Origin of the sequence: Pseudomonas sp. HMSC065H01, assembly GCF_001815235.1 — a bacterium.
GTDB lineage: Bacteria > Pseudomonadota > Gammaproteobacteria > Pseudomonadales > Pseudomonadaceae > Pseudomonas > Pseudomonas aeruginosa.
In genome coordinates this window covers 63,115-75,444 of sequence record NZ_KV819895.1, presented here as the reverse complement: position 1 = coordinate 75,444, position 12,330 = coordinate 63,115, and the positions used below count along the sequence as shown (strand labels likewise).

The window sequence follows — 12,330 nt, the reverse complement described above, 5'->3', positions numbered from 1 at the left end:
CCGGGCGGTGGGGCAAGCGGCAAAGAAAAACCCCCGGTTTTTCAGGCCGGGGGTTCGTTCGTCACTCGTCGAGGAAGGAGCGCAGGTGCTCGCTTCGCGACGGATGGCGTAGCTTGCGCAGCGCCTTGGCTTCGATCTGGCGGATCCGCTCGCGGGTCACATCGAACTGCTTGCCGACTTCCTCGAGGGTGTGGTCGGTGTTCATGTCGATGCCGAAGCGCATGCGCAGCACCTTGGCTTCCCGGGCAGTGAGGCCGGCGAGGACTTCGCGGGTGGATTCCTTGAGGCTCTCGCTGGTCGCCATCTCGATCGGCGACTGCATGGTGGAGTCCTCGATGAAATCGCCCAGGTGCGAATCTTCGTCGTCACCGATCGGGGTTTCCATGGAGATCGGCTCTTTGGCGATCTTCAGTACCTTGCGGATCTTGTCCTCAGGCATGTCCATGCGCTCGCCAAGCTCTTCCGGGGTGGGCTCGCGACCCATTTCCTGGAGCATCTGGCGGGAGATGCGGTTGAGCTTGTTGATCGTCTCGATCATGTGCACCGGGATGCGGATGGTGCGTGCCTGGTCGGCGATCGAACGAGTGATCGCCTGGCGAATCCACCAGGTGGCGTAGGTGGAGAACTTGTAGCCGCGACGGTATTCGAACTTGTCCACCGCCTTCATCAGGCCGATGTTGCCTTCCTGGATCAGGTCGAGGAATTGCAGGCCGCGGTTGGTGTACTTCTTGGCGATGGAAATCACCAGGCGCAGGTTGGCCTCGACCATTTCCTTCTTCGCCCGGCGAGCCTTGGCTTCGCCGATCGACATCGCGCGGTTGATTTCCTTGATCTCGGCGACGGTCAGCTCGACCTCGCTTTCCAGGGCCGCCAACTTCTGCTGGTTGCGCAGGATGTCGTCGCGCAGGCGCTCGATGGCCTCGGCGTACTTCGGCTTGCTCTTCAGGACGCTGTCGACCCACTTCTCGTCGGTCTCGTGGTTCGGGAACAGGCGCAGGAAGTCGGCACGCGGCATGCGCGCGTCACGCACGCAGAGCTGCATGATGGCGCGTTCCTGGGCGCGCACGCCTTCCAGGGCGGAGCGCACGCGGGCGACCAGGGCGTCGAACTGCTTGGGCACCAGCTTGATCGGCATGAACAGCTCGGCCAGGCCGGTGAGTTCGGCGGTGGCCTGCTTGCTGCCGCGACCGTGCTTCTTCAGGGCCTTCTTGGCCTTGTCGAGCTGCTCGGAGACCGCGGTGAAACGCAGGCGGGCTTCTTCCGGATCCGGACCGCCGTCGCCTTCGTCGTCGCTGTCGCTGCTGTCGTCGCTTTCTTCTTCCTCGTCGTCCTTCTCTTTCGAGTCGGCGGAATCGTCCTTCAGGTTGACCGGCTCCACCTCTTCGGCGGGCAGGCTGCCGTCATCGGGATCGATATAGCCGCTGAGGACGTCGGAGAGGCGACCGCCTTCGGCGACGATGCGATTGTAGTCGGCCAGGATGCTGTCCACCGTGCCCGGGAACTGGGCGATGGCGCTCATCACTTCGCGGATGCCTTCCTCGATGCGCTTGGCGATTTCGATCTCGCCTTCGCGGGTCAGCAGTTCCACGGTACCCATTTCACGCATGTACATGCGCACCGGGTCGGTGGTGCGACCGATGTCGCTTTCCACCGCGGCCAGGGCCGCTGCGGCTTCTTCCGCTGCGGCTTCGTCGGTATCCGCCTCGGCCAGCAACAGGGCATCCGCATCCGGGGCTGTCTCGAATACGTTGATCCCCATGTCGTTGATCATGCGGATGATGTCTTCCACCTGTTCCGGATCGGAAATATCCTCCGGCAGGTGGTCGTTGACCTCCGCGTAAGTCAGGTATCCCTGCTCACGGCCTCGGGCGATCAACTCTTTCAGACGAGATTGCTGTTGCGCTTTTCCGGACATAACACCCTATCCACTGAAGGTCTTGGCGGGCAAAAAATAAGCAGAGGATTATACCTGATGCCTGGGCTGAGGCGCCAGTTCAGCTCTGGGAAGGCGATGAAGCGGCAACACTGTAGTGCTCTCTGAGCAAGGCTTTCTCTTCATCGGTCAGTTCACTGTAGCTCTTCTGCATGACGCTGCGTAAACGCTCCTCCCGCTCGCCGAAACGCTGGCTCTCGGAGAGTTTAGTAATGGTGTCGAAGAACTGCTTTTCAAGGTTCTCCTGGACGATCAGCCACTCCTTCTCGCCCAGGGCCTGCAGCAGGCGGCCCTGGGGCGTGCCGTGCCAGCGCGCGATGAGTTGCATCGAGCTCTGCCGCGGGTTCTTCTGCAGGGCTTCCAGCAGGGACACCAGCAACTGGGCGTAGGTATCCTGCTCCCTGGCGAGGGTGCCCGCATCGTCGACCTTCAAGGCCAACTGCGGATGATGCAGCAAGGTGCGCAGGGCGTTGAGGGTGGTGGACTCCACGCTGACCGGCGTTCGTTGCGGAGCCTTGAAGTCGCCGCGGCCGCCTTTGTCCCACTTCTTCTTGCCATCCCACTTCTTGCCGTCCCAGGGCTTCTTGTCCTTGTTCCAGCTCTTGCGCGGTTGCGCCTCGCCATAGCCTGGCGCAGCGTCGAACGGCGCATGGGAGGGCTCGTTCTCGTAGTAGGCGCTGGCGGCGAAATAGTCGTCGCCGTCCAAGACGCCGCTCGCTCCGTGGTCCATGGACGACGGTGGCGGGCTGTGGTGCGCCAGTTGTCCGATGTTTTCGCCGGACAGGCCGGTGATTTCCGACAGACGTTGCCGCATCAGCAGGCGCAGGTTGTTCCCGGGAATCTTCTCCAGCAGCGGCGCGGCGAGGGTCGCCAGGTGGGCCTTGCCTTCCAGGGTGGCGGGGTCGGCCTCGAGCATCAGTTGCTGGAAGAAGTACTCCGCCAGCGGCTGGGCCTGCTGGGTGATGCGTGCGCGGAAGGCATCCTCGCCCTCGGCGCGTACCAGGCTATCCGGGTCCTCGCCCTCGGGGAGGAACAGGAAGCGCACGCGCTTGCCGTCCTGCAGGTTCGGCAGCACCGACTCCAGGGCGCGCCAGGCCGCCTTGCGCCCGGCCTGGTCGCCGTCGAAACAGAACAGGATGCTCGGTACCAGGCGGAACAGGCGCTTGATGTGTTCCTCGCTGGTCGCCGTGCCGAGGGTCGCCACCGCGTTGCGGATGCCTTGCTGGGCCAGGGCGATGACATCCATGTAGCCCTCGACCACCATGATCTCGTCGAGGTCGCGATTCTTCTGCCGGGCCTCGTAGAGTCCGTAGAGTTCCTGGCCCTTGTGGAAGACCGGAGTCTCCGGGGAGTTCAGGTACTTCGGCTTGTCGTCGCCGAGCACCCGGCCGCCGAAGGCGATGATCCGCCCGCGGCTGTCGCGGATCGGGAACATCACGCGATCGCGGAAGCGGTCGTAGCGCTTGCCGGTGTCGCTGTTCTCCACCAGCAGGCCGGCGTCGAGCATGGCCTTGAGTTGCAGGTTGTCGCCACCCAGGTGCTTGAGCAGGTTGTCCCAACCGGGCGGGGCGAAACCGAGGCCGAAGTCGCGGGCGATCTCGCCGGTCAGGCCGCGGCCCTTCAGGTAGTTCACCGCGGCCTTGCGCGCCGGGTGGCTTTTCAGCGCCTGCTTGTAGAACTCGGCGGCGGCGCTGAGCAGCGGGTAGAGCGGCGAGTCGGTCGGCTGGCGCGGCGTGTGCCCGCGTCCGCCGCGTTCCTCGCGCGGCACGTCCATGCCGGCGCGCTTGGCCAGTTCCTCGACCGCCTGGGGGAACTCCAGCTGGTCGTGGTCCATGACGAAGCCGAGCGCGTTGCCGCCGGCGCCGCAGCCGAAGCAGTAGTAGAACTGCTTGTCCGGGCTGACGGTGAACGAGGGAGTCTTTTCCTTGTGGAACGGGCAGCAGGCGCTGTAGTTCTTGCCGGTTTTCTTCAGTTGGATGCGTGAACTCACCACCTCGACGATGTCGGTGCGGTTCAGCAGGTCATCGATGAAGCTTTGCGGTATCAGGCCGGCCATGGTGTTCTCGAAAACGACGGCGCGTGGGCGCAGAGCGGCAGCATAGCAATTATCGCCGGGCCGATCAGGCCGGCGCGGTGTTTCAGGAGGAGAGGCGCGCCTTCAGGCGCTGGCTGACCTGTGCCATGTCGACGCGACCCTGGACCTGCGGTCGCAGCAGGTTCATCGCCTTGCCCATGTCCTGCGGACCCTGGGCGCCGCTGTCGACGATGCTGCGCTCGATCAGGGCGTCGATCTCATGGTCGTCCAGGGGCTTGGGCATGAAGTCCTGGAGCACGAGGATCTCGGCAGCCTCGACCTCGGCGAGGTCCTGGCGGCCGGCGTCGCTGAACTGGCGCTGGGCGTCGCGGCGCTGCTTGATCATCCGGTCGAGGATCAGCAGGGCTCGGGCGTCATCCACCTCGATGCGTTCGTCGACTTCGACGCGCTTGATGTCCGCGAGGGCCAGGCGCAACGTGGTCAGCCGCGGCTTGTCCTGGGCGCGCATGGCGACCTTGACGGCGTCGAGGAGGCGGGATTTGATTTCGCTCATGGCGGAAAGCCGAAAGCCCGGCCGGGGCCGGGCTGAGGCACGATCACTGACGCGTGGGCGTCGAGTGGATCAGTACAGGCGCTCGCGACGGCGCTGTTCGCGCTGTACTTTCTTCGCGTGGCGCTTCACTGCGGCAGCGGCCTTGCGCTTGCGCTCGGCAGTGGGCTTCTCGTAGAACTCGCGGCTGCGAACTTCAGCCAGTACACCTGCTTTTTCGCAGGAGCGCTTGAAACGACGCAGGGCTACGTCGAAGGGTTCGTTCTCTTTTACTTTGACGGCTGGCATCCAGGTCGTACCTTCACTGATTACCGGGGGTTGAACGTACTCCGGCAAGGTGGCGCGGATACGTCGGTTTTCAAGGGTTGCGGATATTAACGGTTCGGCCGGAGGAATGCAAAGCCTCCGATCGAAAAACACTGGTCTGGCGCAAAGCCGCCGATTATCATGCGCGGCTTCGTATTTGCCAAGCTCTAAGGCTCAAGCCCATGCGCGTGCTGGGACTGGAAACGTCCTGCGACGAAACCGGCGTCGCCCTTTACGACAGCGAACGCGGCCTGCTGGCCGACGCGCTGTTCAGTCAGATCGACCTCCATCGCGTCTACGGCGGCGTCGTGCCCGAGCTGGCCTCGCGCGACCACGTCAAGCGCATGCTGCCGCTGATCCGCCAGGTGCTCGACGAGTCCGGCTGCACGCCGGCGGATATCGACGCGATCGCCTATACCGCCGGTCCCGGCCTGGTCGGCGCCCTGCTGGTGGGGGCTTCCTGTGCCCAGGCGATGGCCTTCGCCTGGGGCGTGCCGGCGGTCGGCGTGCACCACATGGAAGGGCACCTGCTGGCGCCGATGCTGGAAGAGCAGCCACCGCAGTTCCCGTTCGTCGCCTTGCTGGTTTCCGGCGGTCACACCCAGTTGGTGCGGGTGGACGGCATCGGTCGCTACCAGTTGCTTGGCGAATCGGTGGACGATGCCGCCGGCGAAGCCTTCGACAAGACCGCCAAGCTGATCGGCCTGGGCTATCCCGGCGGTCCGGAAATCGCCCGCCTGGCGGAGCTCGGCACTCCTGGCCGCTTCGTGTTCCCGCGGCCGATGACCGATCGCCCCGGCCTGGACTTCAGCTTCAGCGGGCTCAAGACCTTTACCCTGAACACCTGGCAGCGTTGCGTCGAGGCCGGCGACGACAGCGAGCAGACCCGCTGCGACATCGCCCTGGCGTTCCAGACCGCGGTGGTCGAGACCCTGCTGATCAAGTGCCGTCGCGCCTTGAAGCAGACCGGCCTGAAGAACCTGGTGATCGCCGGCGGCGTCAGCGCCAACCAGGCGCTGCGCAGCGGCCTGGAAAAGATGCTCGGCGAAATGAAGGGGCAGGTGTTCTACGCCCGCCCGTGCTTCTGCACCGACAATGGCGCGATGATCGCCTACGCCGGCTGCCAGCGCCTGCTCGCCGGCCAGCATGACGGCCCGGCGATCAGCGTCCAGCCGCGCTGGCCGATGGAGTCGCTGCCGGCGGTCTGAGTGGCCGCCAGGTCGCAGTCAGGCAGGTGTCGATGACGCAGCTGGGCCAGACTGCATGAAGTTTTTTCCTTTTATGGATTAGAAATGCCGTTCGCGGCCGGCGAACAGATCGCGTAAGTTGGCGCGGTGCCGCCAGACGATCAGGCCGGTCAGCACGGTCATCGGCAGCAGCGCTCCGGGCTGCTGCCAGGCCAGCAACGGCAGGGTCAGCGGGGTGGCCACCAGCGAGGCGAGCGAGCTGGTGCGCGACAGCTTGAAGGTCAGCAGCCAGGCCGCCGCGGCCAGCAGTACGGCCGGCGGATAGAGGCCGAGGAGCATGCCCGCGGCGGTGGCGACACCCTTGCCGCCGCGGAAGTTGAAGTACAGCGGGTACAGGTGGCCGATCACGGCGGCGATGCCGACCCAGGCCTCCTCCATCACGCCGAGCCCCAGCCAGCGGGCGACCAGCACCGGCAGCAGGCCTTTGCCGACGTCGCCGAGCAGGGTCAGGATGGCGAGTTTCTTCCCGGCGACGCGCAGCATGTTGGTCGCGCCGGGGTTGCCGGAACCGCTGGCGCGCGGGTCCTGGGTGCCGAACCAGCGGCTGAGCAGGACGGCGAAGGAGAGGGAACCGAGCAGGTAGGCGAGGATCGCCAGTAGCCAGACCATGGATTCCACCGAGGACGAGGATGTCCTCGATTCTAACGGGGCGGCGCACGCTTGTCGTGGCATCCCTTGGAGCGGGTAGCGAAGTGGACAGAGTTTTTATCGAAGGCTTGGAGGTCGATACCGTCATCGGCGTGTACGACTGGGAGCGCGGCATCCGTCAGTGCCTGCGCCTGGACCTGACCCTGGGCTGGGACAACCGTCCGGCCGCCGCGGGCGACGATCTCGCCCTGGCGCTGGACTATGCCGCGTTGTCCGAGCGGGTGCAGGAGTTCGCCCGGGAATCGCATTTCCAGTTGGTGGAAACCTTCGCCGAGCGCCTCGCCGAGGTACTGATGGGCGAGCGCGGCATTCCCTGGCTGCGCATCCGCGTGACCAAGCCCGGCGCGGTGCCGGCGGCCCGTGGCGTTGGCGTGGAGATCGAACGCGGATGTCGCTGATCCCGGTCTACCTCGGCCTCGGCAGCAATGTCGAGCGTGAGCGCCATCTGCATGCCGGCCTCGATGCGCTGGCCGCTTTCCTTCATGACCTGCGTTGTTCGCCGGTATTCGAGAGCGAGCCGGTGGGTATCAAGAGCGGGCCGTTCTTCAACCTGGTGGTGTCTGCCCGCACCGATCTGCCGCTGGCCGAACTGAGCCTGCGACTCAAGCACATCGAGGCCGACAATGGCCGCTATGCGCCAGAGCGCAAGGGACTGCCGCTGGATATCGACGTGCTGTTCTACGGCGACCTGGTGGGCGATTTCGATGGCCTGGTGCTGCCGCGCGCCGAAGTGCTGAAGAACGCTTTCGTGCTCTGGCCCTTGTCCGAGCTGGCGCCGAACCTGGAGCATCCGGTCGCCCGCCAGCCGCTGGGCGATCTCTGGCGCGAGACGAGGATCCAGCAGAAGCTCTGGCCGGCGCCATTCGAATGGCGTGGCCAGGCGTTGACTCCCGAAGCGCTGCTTCAGGCCTTTCCGCGTTCTTCCTTGTAGGCCTTGAGTGCGGCGAGGCGCGCACGCTTCAGCGCCTCGCCCAGTTCCGCGCCCTTCAAGCCCTTTTCCACCAGCGGCTTCACGCTGACTGCCCGCGCTGCCTGCGCCGCGCCGAGCAGGTAGGCGGCCTGCGGATAGTCCCGCTGTTCCAGGCCGAGGCGGCCGCGCGCGTCCATCTCGCTGGCGGCGACGAACTCCTCGAAACGCTGCGGGCGGCGATACACGTCGAAGCTCTGCAACAGCTCCAGCAGTGTATTCGGGCGCAGCTCCAGCGCCCGATGGGCGTGGGTGTGGTACTCGCCCACCAGGCGCGCCAGTTCCTGGCAGTCGCGCGGCACCCTGAAGCGCTGGTTCACCGCATCGATCAACGGCACGCCGCGAGCCTCGTGGGCGATATGGCGGGGCCAGTCCGCTTCGCTGGTGAGCCCCTTGCCCAGGTCGTGCAGCAGGCAGGCCCAGCGTACGCTGAGCGGCTGCCGGTGGCGGGCGCATTGCTGCAATACCGACAGGACATGGACGCCGGTATCGATTTCCGGATGGTGGGCCGCCGGCTGCGGTACGCCGAATAGCGCCTCGACTTCCGGGATCAGTTCGGCCAGGGCGCCGCAGTCGTGCAGGACCTGGATGAAGACCTCGGGGTTGGGTTCCATCAGGGCTCGGGAAATTTCCTTCCAACTGCGCTCCGGGGTCAGCGCCTGCAACTCGCCGGATTCCGCCAGTTGGCGCATCAGGGCGAGGGTTTCGGCGGCGACCCGGAAGCCCAGGCCGGCGTAGCGGGCGGCGAAGCGCGCTACGCGCAGGACCCGCAGGGGATCCTCGGCGAACGCCGGGGAAACGTGGCGCAGCAGGCGCGCCTCGAGGTCGGCCTGGCCGCCGTAGGGGTCTATTACCCGGCCCTGTTCGTCCTCGGCCATGGCGTTGATGGTCAGGTCACGGCGAGTCAGGTCTTCCTCCAGGGTCACCTCGGGGCTGGCATGGAAGGTGAAGCCGCCGTAGCCGCGCCCGCTCTTTCGCTCGGTGCGCGCCAGGGCGTATTCCTCGCCGCTCTGCGGATGAAGGAAGACCGGGAAGTCGGCGCCCACCGGGCGGTAGCCGCGGGCGAGCATCTCGTCGCTGCTGGCACCGACCACCACCCAGTCGATATCGGTGACCGGACGGCCGAGAAGGCGATCGCGCACGGCGCCGCCGACCTTGTAAATCTGCATGGGAATCCTCCGCGTGATAGGCGGAAGTCTACCCCAGGGTGTCCTAGCGGGCGCGTGGAAGCAGCCGGAGCAGGGCGCCGACCGCCAGTTCGAGCTGTTCCGGATTGGCCCTGGCGGGGCTGAGGCCGGTGCTTACCATACCTTCCCAGAGAACGCGCTCCTCCAGGTCGACCAGGCGCACGCGCAATGTCCCGGTTTCGTCGCGCAGGCGGTGGATCGCCAGATAAGGCCCCATGCCGGAGGTGGGCGGAAGGTCGGGGCGGAATTCCAGCGGTGCGTCGCGTAGCGCCAGCCAGTAGTAGACGCGGAATTGCGGGGTAGCGCTCTCGTGGTAGCCGTGGGTCGCCAGTCCCTGGCGCAGCTCTGCGTTTATCAGCGGATAGCGGTTGCGGTAGGGCAGGGCGTCGACCGCCTGTTCCGGCGGCATCAACTGGAAACCTTGCAGGCCGGGCAGTCCGGCGCTGGCCGGATGGGTCACCCGGGCGCTGGGGATGTGGCTGGCGCAGGTGGCCAGGACGAGGCAGAGCAGGACGATGGCGAACAGGCGCATGGCGGCTCCCGTGGACGGCCGGCTTCTTGTTCTGCTGTGGGCGGCCCGACCGTGCCGGCATGCTGGCCGGCGGTCGGGGCGGACGTCAACCGATCAAATGGGCGGGATGATCAGGTCCAGGCGCGGGTAGCCTTCCTCGCCCTCGCTGGCGCCCTTGGGCGGCATGTGGTGGGTCTGCACGAGCTGGTCGCCCTGCAGGGTCTCCAGGTGGATATCGAAGCCCCACAAGCGATGCAGGTGCTTGAGCACGTCGGCGGTGGAGTCGCTCAGCGGCTGGCGGTCGAACTGCTGGTGGCGCAGGGTCAGCGAGCGGTCGCCGCGACGGTCGACGTTCCAGATCTGGATGTTCGGCTCGCGGTTGCCGAGGTTGTACTGCGCCGCCAGGGTCTCGCGGATGGTGCGGTAGCCGGCTTCGTCGTGGATCGCCGCGACCAGCAGGTCGTCCTTCTGGTCGTCGTCGAGAATGCTGAACAGCTTCAGGTCGCGAATCACCTTGGGCGAGAGGAACTGCAGGATGAAGCTTTCGTCCTTGAAGCTCTTCATGGCGAACTTCAGCGTGGCCAGCCAGTCGCTGCCGGCGATATCCGGGAACCAGCGGCGGTCCTCGTCGGTAGGTTCCTCGCAGATGCGGCGGATGTCGCGGTACATGGCGAAGCCCAGGGCGTAGGGGTTGATGCCGCTGTAGTAGGGGCTGTCGAAGGACGGCTGGTAGACCACGCTGGTGTGGTATTGCAGGAACTCCATCATGAAGCCGTCGTTGACCAGGCCTTCGTCGTAGAGGTCGTTGAGCAGCGTGTAGTGCCAGAAGGTCGCCCAGCCTTCGTTCATCACCTGGGTCTGGCGTTGCGGGTAGAAATACTGGGCGATCTTGCGCACGATGCGGATCACCTCGCGCTGCCAGGGCTCCAGCAGCGGCGCGTTCTTCTCGATGAAGTAGAGGATGTTCTCCTGCGGCTCGCTCGGATAGCGCGCCATGGATTGTTCCTTGTCCTTGCCGCCGACGCGCGGGATGGTCCGCCAGAGGTCATTGACCTGGCGCTGGATCAGTTCCTCGCGCTCCTTCTGCCGCTGCCGCTCCTCTTCCGCGGAAATCGGGTAGGGACGCTTGTAGCGGTCGACACCGTAGTTCATCAGGGCGTGGCAGGAATCGAGCAGGTCTTCCACCGCGTCGATCCCGTAGCGCTCCTCGCACTGCATGATGTACTGCTTGGCGAACACCAGGTAATCGATGATCGAACTGGCATCGGTCCAGGTGCGGAACAGGTAGTTGCCCTTGAAGAAACTGTTGTGCCCGTAGCAGGCGTGGGCGATCACCAGCGCCTGCATGCACTGGGTGTTTTCCTCCATCAGGTAGGCGATGCAGGGATCGGAGTTGATCACGATCTCGTAGGCCAGGCCCATCTGGCCACGCTTGTAGTTCTTTTCCGTACTGAGGAAGTGCTTGCCGTAGGACCAGTGGTTATAGCCGATCGGCATGCCCACCGAGGCGTAGGCGTCCATCATCTGCTCGGCGGTGATCACCTCGATCTGGTTCGGATAGGTATCCAGGGCATAGCGCTCGGCGATCCTGCTGATTTCCCGGTCGTACTGCTGGATCAGCTCGAAGGTCCATTCCGAGCCGGTGGCGATGGGCTGGCGCTTGCTCATGCGACGAGCCTCCTCTGGAACAGCTCGCGGAACACCGGGTAGATGTCCGATGCCGAGACGATCTGCTGCTGGGCGAAGCTGTCTTCGAAGGCTTCGCGCACGCGCTCGTACTCGAACCACAGGGCCTGGTGTTCGCGCGGGGTGATCTCGACGTAGGTGTAGTACTGGACGAACGGCATGATCTGCTTGAGGAGGATGTCCCGGCACACCGGCGAGTCGTCGTTCCAGTTGTCGCCGTCCGAGGCCTGGGCGGCGTAGATGTTCCACTCATGGGTCGGATAACGCTCGGCCATGATCTCTTGCATCATCTTCAGCGCGCTGGAGACGATGGTGCCGCCGGTCTCGCGGGAGTAGAAGAACTCCTCCTCGTCGACCTCGCGGGCGCTGGTGTGGTGGCGGATGAACACCACTTCGATCTTCTCGTAGTTCCGCTTGAGGAACAGGTAGAGCAGGATGAAGAAGCGCTTGGCGATGTCCTTGGTCGCCTGGGTCATCGAGCCGGAGACGTCCATCAGGCAGAACATCACCGCCTTGGAGGTGGGGTTGGGCTGCTTGACCAGCAGGTTGTACTTGAGATCGAAGGTATCGAGGAACGGCACCCGGTCGATGCGCGCGCGGAGCTTGGCGATTTCCAGCTCGAGTTCCTGGATATCGCCGAGGTTGTCCGGCTCTTCGCGCTTGATCCGCTCCAGTTCCTTCAGCGCCGCGCGCAGCTTGGCCCGGCTGCCGCCGGACAGCGCGATGCGCCGCGCATGGGCCGAGCGCAGGGTGCGGACGATGTTGATGCGCGACGGGTTGCCGTCGTTGCTGATGCCGGCGCGGACGGTCTTGAAGGTGTCGGTGCCGGTGATGTGGCGCTTGACCAGGTTGGGCAGCTCCAGGTCCTCGAACATGAAGTCGAGGAATTCCTCCTGGGTGATCTGGAAGACGAAGTCGTCCATGCCTTCGCCGCTGTTGCTGGCCTTGCCGCCGCCGCGGCCGCCCCCGCCGCCGGATGGGCGGGCGATGTGCTCGCCGGCGGTGAATTCCTTGTTGCCGGGGTGGACGACGGTCTGCCGCCCGCCGCGGCCATGGTGCAGCACCGGTTCGTCGATATCGCGCCCGGGAATGCTGATCTGCTCGCCGTGCTCCATGTCGGTAATGGAACGCCGGCTGACGGCCTCCTCGACGGCCTTCTTGATGTGTTCACGGTAGCGCCTCAGGAAGCGCTGGCGGTTCACCGTGCTCTTGTTCTTGCCGTTCAGACGCCGGTCGATGACGTAGCTCATGAATGCTCCT

Annotated in this window: 12 protein-coding genes; 3 read left to right on the top strand and 9 right to left on the bottom strand. The window is 65.2% G+C overall.

Features of this window, described 5'->3' with window-relative positions; translation table 11 throughout:
- Positions 1-61 precede the first annotated feature (61 nt).
- The 4 genes from rpoD to rpsU all read right to left on the bottom strand — a co-directional run bounded on the left by rpoD (position 62) and on the right by rpsU (position 4,806).
- Positions 62-1,915 (bottom strand): RNA polymerase sigma factor RpoD, encoded by a 1,854-nt coding sequence (rpoD, locus tag HMPREF3014_RS16450; RefSeq protein ID WP_003085035.1) that lies wholly within the window; start codon positions 1,913-1,915, stop codon positions 62-64.
- A gap of 79 nt (positions 1,916-1,994) precedes the next feature.
- On the bottom strand, positions 1,995-3,989 hold the full coding sequence (gene dnaG / locus HMPREF3014_RS16445) for a DNA primase (RefSeq protein ID WP_003121834.1): 1,995 nt from the start codon (positions 3,987-3,989) through the stop codon (positions 1,995-1,997).
- A gap of 82 nt (positions 3,990-4,071) precedes the next feature.
- Positions 4,072-4,521, bottom strand: coding sequence for a GatB/YqeY domain-containing protein (locus HMPREF3014_RS16440; protein ID WP_003085042.1), 450 nt, complete (start codon positions 4,519-4,521; stop codon positions 4,072-4,074).
- A 69-nt stretch (positions 4,522-4,590) separates the two neighbouring features.
- The gene (rpsU, locus tag HMPREF3014_RS16435; RefSeq protein ID WP_003085057.1) at positions 4,591-4,806 is read right to left on the bottom strand and encodes a 30S ribosomal protein S21; all 216 of its coding nucleotides are present in this window, start codon (positions 4,804-4,806) and stop codon (positions 4,591-4,593) included.
- A 200-nt stretch (positions 4,807-5,006) separates the two neighbouring features.
- Here rpsU and tsaD point away from each other — a divergent pair, with 200 nt between their 5' ends.
- Positions 5,007-6,032, top strand: a complete 1,026-nt coding sequence (tsaD, locus tag HMPREF3014_RS16430; protein WP_023086927.1) for a tRNA (adenosine(37)-N6)-threonylcarbamoyltransferase complex transferase subunit TsaD — start codon at positions 5,007-5,009, stop codon at positions 6,030-6,032.
- A gap of 78 nt (positions 6,033-6,110) precedes the next feature.
- Here tsaD and plsY read toward each other — a convergent pair whose 3' ends face one another.
- Positions 6,111-6,680 (bottom strand): glycerol-3-phosphate 1-O-acyltransferase PlsY, encoded by a 570-nt coding sequence (plsY, locus tag HMPREF3014_RS16425; protein ID WP_003085061.1) that lies wholly within the window; start codon positions 6,678-6,680, stop codon positions 6,111-6,113.
- Between the two features lie 83 nt (positions 6,681-6,763).
- On the opposite strand from plsY, the gene folB reads away from it, so the two are divergent.
- Both folB and folK read left to right on the top strand, forming a co-directional pair.
- Positions 6,764-7,117 (top strand): dihydroneopterin aldolase, encoded by a 354-nt coding sequence (gene folB / locus HMPREF3014_RS16420; protein WP_003099587.1) that lies wholly within the window; start codon positions 6,764-6,766, stop codon positions 7,115-7,117.
- Positions 7,108-7,650 carry a 2-amino-4-hydroxy-6-hydroxymethyldihydropteridine diphosphokinase gene (folK, locus tag HMPREF3014_RS16415; protein WP_003099585.1) on the top strand — a complete coding sequence of 181 codons (543 nt, stop codon included), beginning with the start codon at positions 7,108-7,110 and terminating at the stop codon, positions 7,648-7,650. The genes folB and folK overlap by 10 nt, the downstream gene beginning before the upstream one ends.
- Here the strand turns inward: folK and HMPREF3014_RS16410 are convergent.
- The 4 genes from HMPREF3014_RS16410 to HMPREF3014_RS16395 form a co-directional block, all read right to left on the bottom strand.
- Positions 7,623-8,855, bottom strand: coding sequence for a multifunctional CCA addition/repair protein (locus HMPREF3014_RS16410; protein WP_003099584.1), 1,233 nt, complete (start codon positions 8,853-8,855; stop codon positions 7,623-7,625). The two genes, folK and HMPREF3014_RS16410, sit on opposite strands and share 28 nt — an antisense overlap.
- 43 nt (positions 8,856-8,898) lie before the next feature.
- Positions 8,899-9,405, bottom strand: coding sequence for a DUF4136 domain-containing protein (locus HMPREF3014_RS16405; protein ID WP_009875777.1), 507 nt, complete (start codon positions 9,403-9,405; stop codon positions 8,899-8,901).
- Positions 9,406-9,498: 93 nt separating this feature from the next.
- Positions 9,499-11,052, bottom strand: a complete 1,554-nt coding sequence (locus HMPREF3014_RS16400; protein WP_003099581.1) for a SpoVR family protein — start codon at positions 11,050-11,052, stop codon at positions 9,499-9,501.
- Complete coding sequence (locus HMPREF3014_RS16395; RefSeq protein ID WP_003099579.1) at positions 11,049-12,320, bottom strand: YeaH/YhbH family protein; 1,272 nt, start codon at positions 12,318-12,320, stop codon at positions 11,049-11,051. The genes HMPREF3014_RS16400 and HMPREF3014_RS16395 overlap by 4 nt, the downstream gene beginning before the upstream one ends.
- Positions 12,321-12,330 lie beyond the last annotated feature (10 nt).